This is a genomic window from Clostridium sp. YIM B02551, from assembly GCF_022324735.1.
GTDB classification, from domain to species: domain Bacteria; phylum Bacillota; class Clostridia; order Clostridiales; family Clostridiaceae; genus Clostridium_T; species Clostridium_T paridis.
The window spans coordinates 156256-176069 of sequence record NZ_JAKGTF010000011.1 but is presented as its reverse complement, the minus strand read 5'-3'; the positions used below and the strand labels follow the sequence as shown (position 1 = coordinate 176069).

Annotated in this window: 18 protein-coding genes; 2 read left to right on the top strand and 16 right to left on the bottom strand. The window is 29.1% G+C overall.

The genetic code is table 11. The features are described from left to right. Positions 1-261: 261 nt before the first annotated feature. From L1S47_RS14580 to rph, 3 genes are read right to left on the bottom strand one after another with little or no spacing between them, the layout of a single operon-like run. Entirely contained in the window at positions 262-735 is a 474-nt protein-coding gene (locus L1S47_RS14580) for a metallophosphoesterase (protein ID WP_238884272.1), read from the bottom strand. A 12-nt stretch (positions 736-747) separates the two neighbouring features. Beyond that, complete coding sequence (locus tag L1S47_RS14575) at positions 748-1359, bottom strand: XTP/dITP diphosphatase (protein WP_238884270.1); 612 nt, start codon at positions 1357-1359, stop codon at positions 748-750. 9 nt (positions 1360-1368) lie between these two features. After that, positions 1369-2118, bottom strand: coding sequence for a ribonuclease PH (rph, locus tag L1S47_RS14570; protein ID WP_238884269.1), 750 nt, complete (start codon positions 2116-2118; stop codon positions 1369-1371). Between the two features lie 195 nt (positions 2119-2313). Here rph and L1S47_RS14565 point away from each other — a divergent pair, with 195 nt between their 5' ends. Further along, entirely contained in the window at positions 2314-3723 is a 1410-nt protein-coding gene (locus tag L1S47_RS14565) for a hypothetical protein (RefSeq protein WP_238884268.1), read from the top strand. A gap of 155 nt (positions 3724-3878) precedes the next feature. Here the strand turns inward: L1S47_RS14565 and L1S47_RS14560 are convergent, their stop codons facing one another. Beyond that, positions 3879-5345 (bottom strand): ABC transporter substrate-binding protein, encoded by a 1467-nt coding sequence (locus L1S47_RS14560; protein WP_238884267.1) that lies wholly within the window; start codon positions 5343-5345, stop codon positions 3879-3881. A gap of 182 nt (positions 5346-5527) precedes the next feature. Between L1S47_RS14560 and L1S47_RS14555 the strand changes: the two genes are divergently transcribed. Further along, the gene (locus L1S47_RS14555) at positions 5528-5752 is read left to right on the top strand and encodes a hypothetical protein (RefSeq protein WP_238884266.1); all 225 of its coding nucleotides are present in this window, start codon (positions 5528-5530) and stop codon (positions 5750-5752) included. A gap of 40 nt (positions 5753-5792) precedes the next feature. Here the strand turns inward: L1S47_RS14555 and L1S47_RS14550 are convergent, their stop codons facing one another. The 12 genes from L1S47_RS14550 to L1S47_RS14495 form a co-directional block, all read right to left on the bottom strand. Further along, a complete protein-coding gene (locus tag L1S47_RS14550) occupies positions 5793-7139 on the bottom strand; it encodes a DUF2334 domain-containing protein (RefSeq protein WP_238884264.1) in 1347 nt (448 codons plus the stop codon). Between the two features lie 152 nt (positions 7140-7291). After that, positions 7292-7567: a hypothetical protein gene (locus L1S47_RS14545; RefSeq protein WP_238884263.1), complete on the bottom strand. Its 276-nt coding sequence runs from the start codon at positions 7565-7567 to the stop codon at positions 7292-7294. Beyond that, the gene (ligA, locus tag L1S47_RS14540; protein ID WP_238884262.1) at positions 7564-9555 is read right to left on the bottom strand and encodes an NAD-dependent DNA ligase LigA; all 1992 of its coding nucleotides are present in this window, start codon (positions 9553-9555) and stop codon (positions 7564-7566) included. Before ligA ends, L1S47_RS14545 begins: the two co-directional genes overlap by 4 nt. A gap of 33 nt (positions 9556-9588) precedes the next feature. Continuing rightward, positions 9589-11850 carry a DNA helicase PcrA gene (gene pcrA, locus L1S47_RS14535; protein ID WP_238884273.1) on the bottom strand — a complete coding sequence of 754 codons (2262 nt, stop codon included), beginning with the start codon at positions 11848-11850 and terminating at the stop codon, positions 9589-9591. Positions 11851-11982: 132 nt separating this feature from the next. Further along, complete coding sequence (locus L1S47_RS14530; protein ID WP_202768785.1) at positions 11983-12279, bottom strand: YerC/YecD family TrpR-related protein; 297 nt, start codon at positions 12277-12279, stop codon at positions 11983-11985. Positions 12280-12564: 285 nt separating this feature from the next. After that, the gene (locus L1S47_RS14525) at positions 12565-13278 is read right to left on the bottom strand and encodes a pseudouridine synthase (protein ID WP_202768786.1); all 714 of its coding nucleotides are present in this window, start codon (positions 13276-13278) and stop codon (positions 12565-12567) included. 126 nt (positions 13279-13404) lie between these two features. Continuing rightward, positions 13405-14085: a lytic transglycosylase domain-containing protein gene (locus tag L1S47_RS14520; protein WP_238884260.1), complete on the bottom strand. Its 681-nt coding sequence runs from the start codon at positions 14083-14085 to the stop codon at positions 13405-13407. Positions 14086-14126: 41 nt separating this feature from the next. Then, positions 14127-16133, bottom strand: a complete 2007-nt coding sequence (locus L1S47_RS14515) for a triple tyrosine motif-containing protein (RefSeq protein WP_238884258.1) — start codon at positions 16131-16133, stop codon at positions 14127-14129. 152 nt (positions 16134-16285) lie between these two features. Further along, on the bottom strand, positions 16286-16735 hold the full coding sequence (locus tag L1S47_RS14510; RefSeq protein ID WP_238884256.1) for a YaiI/YqxD family protein: 450 nt from the start codon (positions 16733-16735) through the stop codon (positions 16286-16288). 2 nt (positions 16736-16737) lie between these two features. Next, complete coding sequence (locus tag L1S47_RS14505) at positions 16738-18090, bottom strand: glucose-6-phosphate isomerase (protein WP_238884255.1); 1353 nt, start codon at positions 18088-18090, stop codon at positions 16738-16740. 178 nt (positions 18091-18268) lie between these two features. Next, the gene (locus L1S47_RS14500; protein WP_238884253.1) at positions 18269-18670 is read right to left on the bottom strand and encodes a bacteriohemerythrin; all 402 of its coding nucleotides are present in this window, start codon (positions 18668-18670) and stop codon (positions 18269-18271) included. Positions 18671-18857: 187 nt separating this feature from the next. Continuing rightward, complete coding sequence (locus L1S47_RS14495) at positions 18858-19616, bottom strand: hypothetical protein (protein WP_238884251.1); 759 nt, start codon at positions 19614-19616, stop codon at positions 18858-18860. Between the last annotated feature and the right edge of the window lie 198 nt (positions 19617-19814).

The following is a 19814-nucleotide window of genomic DNA, read 5'->3' as shown; positions in this document are numbered from 1 at the left end:
GGGGTGACAGGGATTGAACCTGCGACCTCATGGTCCCAAACCACGCGCGCTCCCATCTGCGCTACACCCCGAAATGTTGTTACCACCTTTCGGCGACAATGATTATTCTACACGATATAATTAAATCAGTCAATACCCTTTTTATGATTTTTTTCATAGATTATGACAAGTATTTATTTTTACTCAATTAACTAGTAGAATATTCACTAAAAAATTAGCATTTAATATTGAGATTTGAATATGAAACATTATGTAAAACGCTTATATTTTATATAAATATGGATATATAGGTTTTCCTTTTTCAACTTCAATAAATGCAATAGTCCTATTGTTCACTCTTGGCAAAGATGGACTTCCCGGGTTAATAAAATATATCCCATTAATTTCTTCTATTAACGGCACATGGGTATGTCCATAAAGCACTACATCTACTTGATTTTCCATTGCAGCATAATTCAAAAGTCTATTATCATATTTCACTTGATATTTATCTCCATGTGTAAGTAAAAACTTCTTATCTTCTATTTGAATAATTCGTTCTCTAGGAATTTCTGTTTCAAAGTCACAATTCCCCTTAACTCCAAAGATCTTCCCTATAAATCCTTGACTAATTTCATACAAATCAGCTATATTATCTCCTAAATGTATAAGAACATCTGCATTCTTAATGAGTTCTTTAACCTTGTTTATATATACTTCAGCTCTATGTGTGTCTGAAACTACTGCTATTAACATATTTACACCTACCTAAACAAAACTAGTCATTTCTTCTTTTAATTTAATTAAAGCTTTAGCCCTATGACTAACTTTATTTTTTTCCTCAGGAGATAATTGTGCAAAAGTTTTATTAAACGGTTCATAATAAAATAACGGATCATATCCAAATCCACTACTTCCAAGAGGTTCATCTAATATAATCCCATGAACCTCACCTTTAACTACTTTATTTCCACCTAAATTATTTATCATAGCAATGGAGCATATAAACTTAGCTTTTCTTTTTTCTTTTGGAACATTCTTTAACTTATCTAATAACTTTATATTATTCGCCTCATCATCTCCATGATTACCTGCATATCTGGCAGAATATATACCGGGTTCACCGCCTAAATAATCCACTTCTAAACCTGAATCATCAGATAATACAATAAAATCATTATAACCTTTACTAATTAATATATCTGCAATAGCACTTGCCTTTATTAAAGCATTTTCGTCAAAAGATGTACCATTCTCTTCCACATCTACATCAATATTTAAATCTTTTAAAGTTACTATATTTAAATTAAATACACTTAAAATTTCTTTTATTTCTTTAACTTTGTTCTTGTTATTTGTTGCTAATACTAGTTTCTTCATTATTTTTTCCTACCCTCTATCTCCAGTACCAATCCAAAGAGCATCCATTTTCAATGCATCTTTTTGCGCTGTTATCATTTGTTTAACACCCTTCTCTCCTAATGAAAGAAGTGAATTTAATTCTTCTCTATTAAACGGAGCCTCTTCACCAGTTCCTTGAACTTCCACAAATTCACCTGAGTCTGTCATTACTATATTCATATCCACTTTAGCTTTAGAATCTTCTTCATAACATAAATCTATGTACTTTTCATTATTTACGATTCCAACACTAACAGCTGTAACAAAATTTCTTATTGGATAAATCTCAAAAGGATGAGCTTTATGAAGCTTATTTATAGCATCTACTAATGCTACAAAGGCCCCTGTTATTGATGATGTTCTAGTTCCACCATCTGCTTGAATTACATCACAATCAATCCATATAGTTTTTTCACCTAATGCTTTTAAGTCAACTACAGATCTTAGCGCTCTTCCTATTAATCTTTGTATTTCCATAGTTCTACCATCTAACTTCAATTTAGCAATATCTCTAACTTTTCTTGTATGTGTTGCCCTTGGTAACATATTATATTCTGCTGTTATCCACCCTTCTCCTGAGCCTTTTAAGAATGGTGGAACCTTTTCTTCAATTGATGCATTACATAATACCTTTGTTTCTCCAACTTCAATTAATACTGAACCCTCAGCATACTTAGTATAATTTCTTGTAATTTTTACGTGTCTTACTTGTTCATTTTTTCTTCCATCTATTCTCATATAATCACCTTCCCGTATTATTTTACTACTTATTAATATATAATTGTATATGAATTACTTTAATGAAATATAAATTATTTATAGAATATTTCTTAATTTTCCACCTTATTTTTTATTTTAGCAAACCTTATGCAACTTTTCTTCTATTACTTCATATTAATTATATAAGGATTAATTTAAGAGGTGGAAATGAATTTGAGATATATCGGTCCGTTTTTCAGAATGAATCGTATTTCCTTAGAACAAATACAACATCAACTTTTTTTCTTTTCGAAAGAAGCTTTAAACAATATTGTTCTTAATTCAAAATGTGGAATAGTTCACACCACAAAGTCACATAAAAAACACTCAGATAATACTGATGATAACATATTTAGTAACTATTCTCCACTTGTTTGCGTATATAAAAAAGGATCTCCTAAACCCGCTGCAAAAAATTCTTTAGCATGGGATGAAGAATCTTTTAAAAAAGAGGTCCCAGCTATTTCAAATGCATTAATGACTTTATGCATACTGGAACTTTCTGACCACTATTCACTTTATGAAAACAATGATGAAGATTTATTTAAATATTCAAAAATATACAAAAGATTAGCTAAACATCAATTAGAATTTTATTCAACATATCTACGCAATTCTCTCGGAGTATTTGTAGATAAAAAAATAAATTCTACAGAAAACATTGAACTATCTAATAAAAACGAAAAATTCAAGTATTCAGATCAAGCTTTTATGATGAATGCTTACTATTTATATTGGAAACTATGTCCTAGTGATGAAGATTCATTAAGTTATAAAGACTTTTCACTAGATATACTAAAAATGCTCTTAGATTTTAAGGAGAATTTATACGAGCTATCCTTTAATGAATCCTGTAAGCTATGCTTAGCCTTAAGTACATTCTATAATTACTCTGAAAATGAAGATGCAAAAGAATTATTACTTAATCTTATGGACTTAATTAAAGATAATTTAAATTCAGGTATTTTTAACATGGATAATATTGAATCTATGAGTATATATGGAATAAACTTATATCTGCTTTATAATATTACAAATTATCATGAAACTAAAGATGATTTCTTAAAAATATCTGAAAAACAAATTTCTATATACAATCCTAAAAATTCTTTGTATATTAAAAACTCTGATAAAAAGAATATTTCCTATCCCTCTAGCGAGATAATTAATTACATTGTTCATGGAATGCTCTATTACGAAATTTCAGAAAATAGTGATTTAGAGACCATAATCCCTTCTATTTATAGAGAAACTATGATAAATGGCCCACTTGTTTCTTCTTGGCCAAAGGCACCTAGCATAGATTCTCCTGAAAGGTATAGAAAATGTTCATTAAAATCTGATGAAATGCTAGATGAAAATTATTTTACAGTTCCAAACTCACCATCTTTTGAACTTACTGGTTTGTTTCCTATTTTCAACAAGGAAGTAACTTATTCCAAAAAGAAAGAAAGCTTTGATTCTGCAAAAAATACTTTCTATTCTGAAAAAAATATGATGATTTATTTTATAATAATACTTCTATTTAAAAAGAAAATCACAAACACCCCAAATATAGATGATATTGCTGATATTTATGAATAACAAAATAGAATTTCGAAATAGAGTTAACCTATTTCGAAATTTTATTTTAATTATAAGGTTTTAAGTTCAACTAATAACTTATTCATGCCTGAAAATGTCCAGAAACTGACATCCTCAAACTAGAATAAATTAAGCTTCCTATAAAAAAACCTATATCAAACAGAGGTATTGTTCATAAGTTTTAAGCTGTTAAGTATCACATCTCCATAAAAATCTTCTTCAATTTCTTGAATATACGATTTTTTAACTATGACCTTGTTTTTTCTAAACATCGGAACTCTAACAAAATCTTTTTTAGAATTTTCTAAAACTTGACTTTTACTTAAATCTCCATTTCCCTTAGAGCTTTTTAATGCTTCTTCGGTAAATTTATTTGTCATGCCACTATCTTCATCAAAATCGTCTATATACATTGAATAATTGCCTTTTTTTAATTCCTCTATAAGGTCATCCATAGGAAATAGCTTATAATATATAATCAAGTTATCTTTTTTTGCTTCTTCTGTCACGTATTTAAGGAATTCCTTATTTGTATCATTATCTTCAGCATATATTGTTACGCTCTTCAATTCCATTAGTGAGCTTTTAGGTTCACTTCTTAAACTTTTTCCTTCTTTTTCACTATTATCACTGAAGCTTAATACTTGCGTCCCAGATATCCTCTCACTAAATTTATCGTCAGAAATTAAACCTTGTATATATTCATAAAAATCTTCTCTAAGTTTGGCATCTGAAAATGTACTTTTCTCTTGACAATTATAAGCTATAAATTTCACATCATTATATGGATATTCTATAACTTCTTGCCTTTCCCTTAATTTCTGTAAATAGTTAATAGGTGGTTCTTCCATTATATCTATTTTATTTGTTTCGAAACTTGCTAATGCATACTCACTATTATTTTGAATTACAAGATTTATTGTGTTAACACCATTATCCTTATTATAATAATATTTATTTTTTTCTAATGTAATTATATCTTCTTTTACATCAGATATTTTATATGATCCTGAGTATATAAGATCCTTAAAACTATTCCTGTAATTCTTCAACTTTGTAAAGTCTTTTCTTAGTTTGTATTTTGGTAAGGCTAGAGCAGATATAAAATTATCATCTTTAAAGTTTAATCTTATTTTTAAATATTCACCATCTGCCATTATAGCTACAGTCTTGTTAAAATCTTTTTTATTCGTGAAATATTCTTTTATTCCATATACTGCTGATAATTCCTTTAAATCATCTAAACTCTTGCAATTATCCACATATTCTTTAAAGAAATTGACAAAATCCGTAGACGTTATTTTCTCACCATTACTCCAGTAAATATCTCTTCTTATCTTAAATGTATATTCTAGCTGATTTTTATCAACAGAATAACTATCACTTAATTGTGGAACTATTTTCCCATCTGAGCTTTTATAAATTAATCCTTCAAATAAAGCTCCCATTAATGTTCTTGTTACCGTATCATCATAAGAGCTTAAATCATTTGGAATCTTTGATACTCCATAATTAATTCGGTTACTTGGAGAGCCATATTCCTTAGTCTCTTGTACTTTTTCACAACTAATTAATTGAGCGGAAATCATAATAAAAACTAAAATACATATAATTTTTTTCAACTAAACTCTCCTCCTTCTCTAAAATATTTCCTTTCTTGATTATTACCATATATTAAATTTCTAAACTTAAACATATAAAAATATTAAAATAATGATAATAATGGATATAATAAATATAAATATAATTTATTTTTTGACCATTCATGGTATAATATTACTAGGTTTTTTCTGGAGGTATTAGAATGAAGATATTATTAGAAATATTAGGGATATTATCTATGGTAACTGTAATGTTTGTAGCTATTTGGGGGTTTATAGTTGCTAAACAAGCTTACTCTCAAATTAAATATCAAAATTATTTATTAGAAAAATTAACGCAGAATATTTATCTTCTAGTTGAGCGTAATGCACAAATAAAAATTAATAATCCTGAACAAAATATAAATAGTAAAAATGAGTCTATATAAATGAAAAGAGCTTGATTTCTCAAGCTCTTTTCATTTATTCTTAAAGACTTCTTATATCTTTCATATCATATCCCTTATCCTGTAATGAATCTATAATTTTATTTAATACAGAATTTTTATCTTGTTCATAATTTGGATAACCATCAATATCCTCATTAAATTTAATATACTTCATTTCTAATCGTGGATGAAAGAATAAGCTAGCCATCACTCCTTTTGGAAGATGCATTATCTTATTTTTAATTATATCTCCATTATCTTCTCCATGAACATAATCTAGAGGAGTCCCTATATAAAGGCTCTTTCCATTTGGCCTTCTATAAATATTTGATGTATTTAATTCTGCTCCATTTTCATTCCTATACGGATTATATATAACTTTAAAATAATCTTCTAGAGCATCATTTTGCTTTTTTGTTATCTTATAATGAGGGGCTTCAAAAAATCCTGGTTCTATATCCATTTCTTTTGCAAGCTCCTTAGCCTTTTTAACTCTCTCTATCATATCTCCTACATCCGGGTTTTCAGGTCCAAATTCTGCACCTATTCCACTTGCATCTTTACCTCTTTGATGGGTATATCCATGCAATCCAATTACTCCACCTTTGTTTTCCAAATAGTCTAATGTATAAACTAACTCACTAGTATTCATATCATAGTCTTTAGAAGGATCAACTTCTATGTTTTTTGATGGATCCTCAAATTTAGGTATCCATGCTACAGAAAAAGGAACTCCTCGTCCTCCTAAATCATCTCCAATAACTCTAAGTGTCTCATAATATAATGAACCCTCAGAGTCCTTGTCAATAGATACATCTTCTAACCTAATAAATCCATAGGTATCTATTTTTTTCTGGTATTTAGTAAAGTCAGTTTTCTTTCTACTTTTATATGCTTTTATGCTTTTGTCCTTATCATTCCACCTACTTACCATATTAAAAGCCTTGGAAAAGTCATTAAAGGTTATATATATTACTCCATCTTTTTCAATTAAAGGCTTCTTGAACTTTTTTTCTTGATTATCTTTATCTACATATGAATTAGAACTCTTATTTATTTTTATTTCTTCATTTAATATATTTACCTTAATTAATCCATCTTCCTCAGTTATTTTCCCTTGTAACCTGTCAACTAGTTCTGTTAATGGAATATAGTACCTATTCTTCTCTGTATATATAGGTAACGATAAATCCATTTTTTTACCTTCAATATTTAAATCAATCTTTTCTTTTTCTAAATCAAGTCCTTTAAAATTCTTAATAACCTTTTCCATTGATTTTGAATCATCATTAGCAATTGAACTTGATTGTTGTTTTGTATTACAGCCTACAAATAGTAAAGTTGTTAAAACTGTCATACTTAATATTGTTTTTTTTAAATACTTCATATTTTCCCCCTTATTTTACGATAAAATTATTACGTAAAAAGGCCTAAAGTATTAATAAAATTAATGCTTTAAGCCTTAACATTTTACCTATCCTTTAATAATCATAAAACAATATGTCCCTAAATCTTATGTTAATTTTACCATATACTGACTTATTTTACTATACTGCTATTAGCAAAAATAAAAGAAACAATTGATAACATAAGACAAATCATTGTATATATATATTTTCTTTTTCCGCTATTACTTAACCAAAATCTAATAGCCCAAATAAGCATTGTCACCATCATTGTAAGCTGTATTGGATAGTATCCACTAAATATCTCATTAATATATATAAATCTATATGATGTAAGAAATGTTGCAACAATAACCATTGTTGTAACTATGGCTGAAATAAAACCAAGAATATTTATTATTCTTCTCATTTTATCATCTCCTCAAAATCTTCCTCTGTAATGACAGCAACTCCTAAGTCTTGAGCTTTAGTTAATTTTGAACCAGCCTCTTCTCCAGCAATAACATAGTCTGTTTTTTTGCTTACACTTCCTGAAACTTTTGCTCCTAAGCTTTCTAACTTATCCTTTATTTCAGTTCTCGAATAATTCTTTAAGGTTCCTGTTACAACAACCGTTTTACCCTCAAAAAAATTCTCACGTATCTCAAGTTCTTCGTAATATGGCTTAACTCCAAGCTTAATTAATTCGTTTATAGTATCTACAGCTAATTGTTCTTTAAAAAATTCCACAATACATCTTGCAACTATTTCTCCAATATCAGGTACTTCCAATAGTTCTTCAAGATTAGCATTCATTATCCCATCTAAGGTTTTAAATCTCTTTACCAAATCTTTAGATGTTTTAACTCCTACGTTTGGTATTCCTAGTGCATATATAAATGCATAAAGCTCACAATCTTTACTCTTCTCTATTGAGTTTAATAAATTTTCCGCCTTTTTATTCCCAAACTTATCTAGACCTAATAATTCTTCTTTTTTCAACTTATACAAATCAGAGATAGATTTAATATCTAACTTCTCAAATAATTGTTCTGCTGTTTTCTCTGAAAATCCTTCTATATTCATAGCTTCCCTTGAAGCAAAGTGCACAATGGTTTTTACTAATTGCGGCTTACAAGCTAATGTATTATCACAAAAATAATGAGCACCATCTAAAATAAGATGACCACCGCATGCTGGACATTCACTAGGAGGATTAATTTCAGTACTCTTTTCTAATGAACTTTCTACAACACCCATTATTTCTGGAATAACATCATTACTTCTTCTTACAAAAACTTCAGCTCCAATTCGCACACCTTTTCTCGAAATATCATCCATGTTATTCAATGTAGCTCGTCTTACTGTAACGCCTGCAAGTTCTACTGGTTCAAGCACTGCTGTAGGAGATACTCTTCCACTTCTTCCAACATTCCAAATTACATCAATTAATGTAGTTGTTGCTTCTTGAGCCTCGAACTTATAGGCAATTGCCCATTTGGGGAATTTTATAGTATATCCTAAAAGCTCCCTTGTTCTTATATCATCAACAGCTATAACTACCCCATCTATGTCATAATTTAAATCGAACCTAATTTCCTCAATGAATTTTATTTCTTTTTCTATCTCTTCCATATTGCTGCATACTTTAATATACTCATCAACTGGAAAACCTTTTTCTTTAATAAAACTAAGCATTTCCTGATAGGATGTAAATGGTTGTCCTTGATTATATCCAATATCATAGAAAAATGCTGACAAGTTTCTTTTTGCAGTTTCCCTAACATTTAGGTTTCTTAATGCACCTGCTGCACCATTTCTTAAGTTTTTCAATGGAACTGAAGCATTCTTATTGTATTCTTCGAAAGCTTCTTTAGTCATAATTGCTTCCCCATGTATTTCAAATACATCATTATACTCTACTTTTAGAGGTATTCGTTTTATTGTCTTTGCTTGCGCTGTAACCTCTTCACCTACTTCACCAGTTCCTCTTGTTGCTGCTGCTTCAAGTATACCTTCCTTATTATATGTTAAGTTAAGGGTAAGTCCATCAAATTTTTTAGTGACTACATACTTGATATCTGGAAGTTTTTCACTTGATGTTCTATTATAATCATTAATAAACTTAATGTTTCTATTATGCCATTCCCTAAGTTCATCTACACTTTGAGCCTTATCTAAGCTCCATAACTTTGCCTTATGTGAATACTTATTAAATTCAGGCAAAGTCACATCACCAACCCTCTGAGTTGGTGAATAACTTAATACTATACCTGTTTCTTTTTCTAGGGTAACTAACTCATCATATTTTTTATCATATTCCTTATCTGAAACTGTAGGATTTGCTAATGCATAATATTCATAGGCATACCTATTTAATTCATCAGCTAACTGTTCCATTCTTTCTTTTTTGTCCATATTATATTCCTCCTAATCTTGAGGTTATATCCTTTATAATAATTCTAGCGGAGCTATGCTTAATAACAAGCTTTTTATACCTTGTGAATCAAAAGCAATTGTTAATTTCAAATCATCTCCACTTTCAGAAACACTCACTATAGATCCTATTCCAAATTTAGAATGCTTTACCTTCCTTCCAAGAGATACTTCTTTTTTAGTAAGCATCTTCCCACTGCTTCCTTCCAAAGTTTCCTTTAACTTTTTGGCAGCTTCTAATGGATTTTCATATGTACTACCTGAACCCCTTAATGAATGTCGATTATTATATCCTCTATTATATTGAACATAAGCTGAATTTCCTTGCGAGAAACTTCCACTAGGCCTTTGTAAATTCACTACTTCTTTTAAATTAGCTGGTATTTCTGCTATAAAATCTGATTGAGGATAAGCAACACTTCTACCAAATACTCTTCTAACTTCTGCTGAAGTCATATATAGTATTTCCTTTGCTCTTGTAATTCCTACATAACAAAGTCTTCTTGACTCTTCCATCTCCTTTTCTGAGTTAAAGGAAGATTGCCCAGGAAATATGCCATTTTCCATTCCCACCATAAATACTGTAGGGAATTCTAATCCCTTTGCTGAGTGAACTGTCATCAACACAACTGAATCTGCATCCACATCAAAATTGTCTACATCTTGAACCAATGCTACCTTTTCTAAAAATGCACCTAAAGTTTTATCTTCGTCATTTTTTTCAAAGTCCACTGCTGCTGATACTAGTTCTTCTAAATTCTCTACCCTGCTTAAATCTTCTGGATTCTTAGAATTTTTAAGATCTTCTATATAACCAGTATTCTTAAGTATATCTTCAATTAAATGTGATACTGTTAGTGTTTCACTATATTCTATTAATTCTTCCATTAATGCGGTAAATTTATTTATGGCTGTTATATTTCTAGCTGATAGACTTGAAATATTTTCTGCTTCTAGCAATGCATCAAATAAAGATATGTCGTTCTCATTTGCAAACTCCATGACTTTTTCAACTGTTGCATCTCCTATACTTCTCTTAGGAACATTTACTATTCTTCTTAAGTTTATGCTATCAGTAGGATTACTAATAACTTTTAAGTACGCCATTATGTCTTTAATTTCTTTTCTATCATAGAACTTTAGCCCACCTATTAATCTATATGGAATACCTCTTTTTATAAAAGTATCTTCAAAAATACGTGACTGAGCATTTGTTCTATATAAAACCGCAAAATCTCTATATTTTTTTTCTTCTTTTTTGCCTTTTTCAATTATTGATGCAACAAAACTACTTTCATCGTTATCAGAAAAAGCTCTATATATTTTAATTTTTTCACCATTCTCAGCTTCCGTTCTAAGTATTTTGCTCTTTCTCTCGCTATTATTTCTAATTACATAGTTTGCTGCCTCAAGTATGTTTCCCATACTTCTATAGTTTTGTTCTAATTTAATTACCTTACAGTCCGGATAATCTTTTTCAAAATCAAGTATATTTCTAATATCTGCGCCTCTCCATTGATAGATGCACTGATCATCATCTCCAACTACACAGATATTTTTATGTTTATTAGCTAATAGTTTAATAAATTCATATTGTGATTTATTTGTATCTTGATACTCATCTACCATAATATATTTAAATTTTCTCTGATAAAATTCTAAAACCTCTGGTTCTTTTTTAAATAACTCTACAGTTTTAAATATTAAATCATCAAAATCTAATGCATTATTATCTTTTAACCTTTTCTGATATAGTTCATAAACTCTAGCAATCTTCTCTTCTCTAAAATTATGTTGATGTTCTCTCATAAACATAGCTGAAGTTTGTAGATTATCTTTTGCTTTTCCTATTTTAGATAGAACCTCATTTTCTTCAATATCTTTATCGTTTATGTTAAGCTCTTTCATACATTGCTTTACTAATGCTTTTTGGTCATAGGAGTCATATATAGTAAAGTCTTTTTTATATCCTAACTTTTCTATTTCTCTTCTCAAAATCCTAACACAAGATGAATGAAAAGTTGATATCCACATATTATCTGCTTCATCACCAATTAATGCCTTAACTCTTTCTCGCATTTCTCCTGCTGCTTTATTTGTAAATGTTATTGCTAAGATATTATATGAAGGTATGTTTTTATCTTCAATCATATATGCTATTCTATGAGTTAAAACTCTTGTTTTTCCTGAGCCTGCACCTGCTAATATTAAAACCTGACCATCTACTGCTGTAGCTGCTTTATATTGTTCGCTATTTAATAATTTTTTAAGATCCACCATAATCACTCCTTAAAACATCAAAAAGAGGAACATTTATTCCTCTTTTCATTATAGACCTTATCTAATTATAACATACATGCATATACAACTTAAGTTTTTTATTATAATTTTACAATAAGAAACCTTTATCTATTCACCTAGCCTTTTTAAGACAATGTTATATCCATCACTACCATAATTAATGCATTTATTTACTCTGCTGATAGTTGCTGTACTTGCACCAGTTTCTTTAGCGACCTCAGTATATGTATTGCCATCCTTCAGCATTTTGGCCACTTGAAGTCTTTGCTCAATTGCTTTGATTTCATTAATTGTACATATATCTTCAAAAAATCTATAACATTCCTCTTCACTTTTAAGACTTAATATTGCTTTCATTAAAAAATCCATTTCTTTACTTTTTAAATTCGAGCTAAAACTACTCATAAATTTACTCCTTTATCTATATAAAATTTACACTCTACCATATAATTATATTTTAATAATTTAGTGTAGTAAAGCAAAACTTACGCAAAAAAACGCAACCCTTGGGGCTAGGTTGCGCTTTAGCAATAAGCAATAAATAAAAAGGGGGCTATTTATTCCTTTTATTTATCCTTGCAAATTTATTATAGGGTATGATTTATGTAATTGCAAGTCATTTTTGAAAAAAAAGTTGTACAAACCTCGAAATATGAATGATTTTAATTCATCCTCTGTAAACGTTCGTAGCTATCCCCTTAATACTTCAATTTCCTCTTCAGATAGTTCCCTATATTCCCCTTCTTCCAATGTTTCATCAAGGGATAATCCTCCAAATTCTATTCTTTTAAGGTAGACTACTTTTTTATCTACACTCTCAAACATTCGTTTCACTTGATGATATTTTCCTTCTTGTAATGTTACATATACTTCAGAGCCTTCATTATTTGATGATAAAACTTGCAATTTTGCACTCATACACTTATATCCATCATCTAATGTTATTCCTTTTTCAAAAGCTTCAACATCTTTTTCATTTACTTCTTTATTTATTTTTGCATAATATATCTTGTCAACATGATATTTAGGTGAAATAAGTTTATGGTTTAGTTCCCCATCATTTGTTAGTAACAATAATCCAACAGTGTCTTTATCCAATCTTCCTACTGGAAACGGCTCAAATATTGCATCTTCTGGATATAATAAGTCTATAATTGTTTCATCATATTTATCAAAAGTTGCAGATACTACTCCTGCTGGTTTGTTCATCATTAAATAAATGTATTTTTTATAAATAATCTCTTCACCATTAATTATTATTTGTGATTTCTCTGGGTCAACCTGCAAGGAATTATCTTTTGCAATTTCTCCATCAATTTTAACTAATCCCTTTTTTATAATTGCTTTTATCTCTTTTCTACTCCCATATCCTAAATTTGAAAGTATCTTATCTAATCTTTCCATAATTATCACCTCTTCTACAATAGTATAATACTCCATTATATATAGTATAAACTCTGAAAATTATAACATATACATAAACATCTAGCAATTTTATGAACAATGAAAAAAACTCAGCTTTAGCTGAGTTTAAAATCCATTTCTATAATAATTTTTTATCTTTGTTACATAGTTTTGTGTTTCTGCAGGCATTTTATACAAATCATCGGGGGAAGCTACTCCTCTTCTTTGCATAGTTCCACTTCCTGCATTATATGACATTAATGCCATATCTATATTATTATACTTGTCTAATGCATCTTTTATCATACTTGTTCCTCTATCGATATTTTCTTGAATATCATAAGGATTTTTTAAACCATCACAGTTAAATGGCATAAGCTGCATTAATCCCATAGCCCCTGCACCTGATTTAGCATTTGGATTAAAGTTAGACTCTTGTTTTATAATAGATCTAATTAAATTAGCATCCACTCCAAACTTTTTGGATGCACTTTCAACTGCATTTTCAATTTCAATACGACTAGCATTGGTTCCTGTATATTTAGAATCTGCTCCACCAATAGTTAAGCCAGTTATGGACTTTAAATTATTTAAATCCTCAAGTGACAATGAATTAGTATCAATTCTTTGTCCTAATTGGCTATTAAGTGCATCTAGTATATCATTTTTTTCACCTTTATCCATACTTTCAAGTATACTTTGATAAAGTAAATCAAATGTTCCGCTATCTAGATCTCCCGCAACTTGTTTTAGAACTGATGACATCATAGTCATTGCTAGTACTTGCTCTGGTTTATCAACTTTCATATTTGTTCTCCTTAGCTATTTATAAAAATCTATTATAACTATTAGTCTGTAACCTTTAATTCCATTATATCATAATCCTCATACGCAATTCTTTTATGATAACTTCTAGTTAATACTAAAATCTTGTAATTTCCAGAAGAAAATGGGATAAATCCAAAGAATGACTTTCTGCTATAAGCTTGCTTTCTTATCCAATTGCCTTTATTCATTAGATAGAATTCATAACATACTTCTTTTCCACCTTGGCATTCAACCTTAAATGTGATTTCTTCTTTTGCCTTAAAATCCTTCTTATCACAAATAATTTTAGTACCTATTATTGGTGGTGCTTCATTTATATATATATGAAACTCTTTCTTAGTATCAAATTCTTCTTTACATTGAACATTTTTAGCATAAATTTCAAAAGTATACTTTCCTGGAATCTTAGGGCTAAACTTAAATTTCTTATTTTTAACAAATTCAGTTTCTTCTACTAATTGTCCATTTATTTTTATAACATACTTTATTAATGTTTCATCTGTATTTTGAGCGATAGTTTCTAATTCAATATCATCTCCAACTGTGTGATATTCTTTAGCTGGAAGTAAGATATAATCTACTTTTCCAGGCAAATAATCCATTACATCAAAATACACTATATTATGAGTATCGTATTCTTTTGATGAATATTTATCCTTAATTCGAATTTCTAATTCATATTCCCCAGATTTTTCTGGAGTAAAGTTCACCCAATTATTATTGCCATAATTAACTCGTTCAATTTCCTTCTTGTCCTTATATACTATAAATGAATATTTAAGTGAAGATCCTCCTTCAGCCATTACCTTTATATTTACAGGTTCTCCAACAAGATAATCACTTTCTTTATCTAAAACTACGTCCATAATTTTAATTACTTGTGAACTCTTTTTATCTATATAATATTCTATTGTCTTTGAAGCTTCATATTCCCCTTTATAAGTTATATCTTTTACATATAAAGTTATTTTATATTCTCCTTGAAAATTAGTTTTCCAAAGATATGTGGAATTACGGATATATCCACTATCTTCCCCATAATTCCCGTCTATTTTAAATCTATATAATACTTTTCTTCCACCTTCAACAAAAGCTCTCAAAAGTATAGACGTTCCAGAAATTTGAGGAGATGCTAAATCACTCGTAAACTCCTTTATAATAATAGGGTTATATGGTTTAACATTATATACCATAAGTGCTCTATCATCATATTCTTTATTAGAATATATATCCTTAGCCAAACATAGGATTTTATATTCTCCTGGTTCCTGCTCAGAAAAGGTCACCAATGTTTTAGAGGAATAATCTTGAACACAAATAGCTTTACCTTCTTTATCTATTTTTACAAACTTATAAAGAACTGATGAACTTTCTGGACTTGACGCTTCTACCTGGAATATTAATTCTTCATCACATAATAAATCTTCTGTTAAACATTTAAAATTTATTATTTCTATGGAACCACGTTCAATTACTTTATACTTAACTGAATAATAATCATCGAAACTATTTTCAGATGATGGTTCCTTACACTCAACTAAAATTTCTTGCTTTCCTGCTTCCACAGCTGTAAAGATTAGTTTGTTGTCTGTTCCATAATCCTTTATAAGTTCCCAGCCTCTCTCACCATTTTTCCAATATCTAAAAAGCACTGGACTTTTTGATGTTTCTACTTCGATTATTAATTTTTCCCCAATAGTTAATTCTTCTGCACTTACATATGTGTTTTTAATTAACTTTTCCACTTCATCTCCAACTACTATTTCACCCTTACACATGAAATCAAAAGGCTTTATAGATTCCTTTTGTTTTCCTTGAATCATTATAATATAATTCCCTTCTTCATGAGCTGTCCAATTATAGAGTGTATCCTCTGAAAAATCTCTTAATGTTGTCCAAATTCCTTGATAGCCAAGCATAAATTTATATTCTAAATCTTTATTAGTATTATTCTCAACCCTAATTTCTATAGATTCCTCTTTATTTATAGGATTAACTCTATTAAATTTTAATAAGATCTCATCCATAGCCCAAAACCTCTCTTATTTACACCATCTATTATTCCATATATACATTGTAAATGATTTTATTGTCTATTGCTAGATAAACAAGTATATATTTTCCATTGAAAATCCACATATTTCTAACAATGATATTATAAATAAAAAAAATTCGACTATTAAGTCGAACTTTCCATAACATTCTTTATTATTTTTTCTATTCTTTTATATAACATTTCATCATCAACAGAAGTTCTTTTTCTGTGATTCGCAGTTTTTCCACCCGCTCTCCTTGCTTTAGCTGACAAATGTCTTTCAAAAAGCAGTCTATCAATATTTTCATTCGTATATAACATTCCATTAGGATTTATAGGAATTCCTCCCTTACCTAATATTAATGAAGCTAAACCATAGTCTTGTGTAATTACAAGATCTCCTCTTACACATTTGTTTGCTATATACATATCAACACTCTGATATCCTTTATCCAGAACAACTACTTCACCATAGCTCAATGTTATGTTATGGTTTATATCACAATATAAGAAGAGGGGAATATTATATTCCCCTGCTAACTTTTCTATTATACCTCTACCTGGACAACCATCTGCATCCACTAATATACGCATAATTATTTTAATCTGTTTTCTAGTTCAGTTTTAAGATCTTCGAAACCTGGTTTTCCTAAAAGTGCAAACATATTTTTCTTATATGCTTCAACACCAGGTTGATCAAATGGATTGATTCCTAATAAATATCCGCTTATTCCACAAGCTTTTTCAAAGAAGTAAATAAGTTGTCCGAAATAATAAGCATTTAATTCTGGAACATTAACAACTAGGTTTGGTACTCCTCCATCATTATGAGCTAGTACTGTTCCTTGGAATGCTTTTTTATTTACAAAGTCCATTGTATTTCCAGCAAGGAAGTTTAATCCATCAACATTTTCTGCTGATTCTTCTATAGTAACTTCTTTCTTAGCCTTTTCAACATTTATAACTGTTTCAAAAATGTTTCTTAAACCATCTTGAATATATTGTCCCATTGAGTGTAAATCAGTTGAGAAGTTAACTGAAGCTGGGAATATACCTTTACCATCTTTTCCTTCAGATTCTCCGTATAATTGTTTCCACCATTCACCAAAGTATTGTAAAGCTGGCTCATAGTTAACTAATATTTCAGTAGTTTTTCCTTTATTATATAAAGCATTTCTTGCAACTGCATATTTATAACAATCATTTTCTAATAAATTCTCATTGCTATATGCTACTCTTGCATCATTAGCGCCTTCCATTAATTCATCAATTGAAATTCCACTAGCAGCTATTGGTAGTAATCCTACTGCAGTTAATACTGAATATCTTCCTCCAACATCATCAGGAATTACAAATGTTTCATAACCTTCTGCGTCAGCTAAAGATTTTAATGCTCCTCTTTTAGCATCAGTTGTTGCAAAAATTCTTGATTTTGCTTCTTCTTTTCCATATTTCTTTTCCATATAGTCTTTAAATATTCTAAATGCTATAGCTGGTTCAGTAGTAGTACCTGATTTCGATATAACATTAACACTAACATCTAAACCTTCTATTACTTCTAAAAGTTCTGCTAAATAAGTTGAACTTATACTATTTCCAACATAGAATACTGCTGGAGCTTTTCTCACATCTTTCTTTAGCACATTAAAAAAGCTGTGGTTTAAAGCTTCAATTGTAGCTCTAGCTCCTAAGTATGAACCACCTATTCCTATAACTATTAACACATCTGAATCAGATTTTATTTTTTCCGCAGCCTTCTTAATTCTGCTAAACTCTTCCTTATCATAATTTTCAGGTAGATCAACCCATCCTAAAAAATCATTTCCTGCACCTGTCTTATTATGTATGTCGCTATGTGCAGCTTTAACAGCACTACTTAAATACCCTATTTCTTTTTCTCCTAAAAATGATGCTGCTTTTGTAAGATCAAAACTTAATCCCTTCTTCATTTCTTACCTCCGAAACATATTATATTTTCATTCCACTCTAAATTATAGCACATTATTAACCAGTTATGTATAACACAGTGGCATATTTTGTTTTTGTTTATTAAACAACTTTCTATTTCTCTATTTTTATTTTACTCTAGTTTTACAATATTATTTTCATGAATTATTTCAAAAAAGCTTAATTTATCACTTCTTTAGTCATATTTAAATCAACTTTAAGTATATGGTTTTGAATCCAATCAATAACAAAATTAATTAAATCTAATAGTGATTTTTCTTGATCTTTATCAATTTTACTAAAATCAATTCCGTTAATATCTTTCATTAAATCATCATGTTCAACTTTATGTGATAGAAACTTTTTATAGTTATTCTTCATCATGAAAGCCTCTTCTTCACCGAAATGATATTCAGTATAATCTTTTAGTTCGTTAATAATTTCCACTATTTTATCGAACTTGTCCACAATAAAATCATTTTTATAAACGTCATATGCTCTTCCTGCTATTTCGAACAATTTTTTATGTTGTTCATCAATAAATTCCACACCAGTATAATATTCATCTTTCCAATTAAACATTAAAAATCCCCCTTTTTTTCCCTTATTGAGGAAATTATACACCAAAGATATTTAATGTTCAATAATTTACATGTTTCAGCAAATATTTTAACAAATTCTTAATTTTAAAATTCCTTCATTTATTATAGATTATAAAAGCTAAGTTGTTATATTCTAGCAACTTAGCTTAATTTCAATTTAAAGCAATTTATATTCTTGTTTTAAGTCTAATATTATCTATTGACTCAAAATCATTTCTTCTAATACTATCCTTTATATCTTCAATATTTTTTCTTAGCTTTAGAACATAGTAATAAACAAAATTTCTTTTTTGAAAAAAGCTCCACTCAGATATAAATTGTTGATTTAATGCCATCTCTCTATATACTGAATCTATTTCTTCAAAACTAAGTTTATCTGGGGAATCAGTTTTATAAAATTCTCTTCTTTTATCCAGCTGTATATCATTAAATAAGTATGGATATTCAGTCTTAATATCATCATCTATTTCTGGTATTACATTAGCAATAACTATTGCGCTCTCGTCACATAAGTTAAACATTTTAGGAAACAAAGAAAAATGTTCACAGTAATCTCCATATGTTGACATAGGATTATCTATAACGATTAAGCTATATTTATTTCTACATCTTTCAATCTCTCTGTATGAATCTACTATTTTTACAGTAGCAAAAGGGAAGTTTCTTTTTAGAGGTCCCTGACAGCTAGAATCCATTTCCCATACCTCTAAAGAATTCACCTTATATCCATAATCTATTGTATGCCACTCACCATTTTTTCCGAAAACCTCTAAGGCATTTAACTCTTTGAGGTTTATATCATTATCCTGTAGTTTAGTAATAACGCCTTCCATTGGTCTTGATTTCATAAATGTATATACTCTATGTTTTATATGAGGAGGCATTTTATACCACACATTTTTTATAGGTTCTTTTACGCTTAGCATATATGTATCACTCTTTCTTAAAATTTATAATATAATTTTTTCCAGTAATACATAAATTTATTCACCAAATATTAGGTATCGCGTTAAGCTTTACTCTCTGTAACAAATATCTCACCTTCTCCAATCTTTACGCTTGATAGATGCTTCCCTTATTAATACTACCATCGAGGTGCCATTTCTTTCATACGAAGCATATTA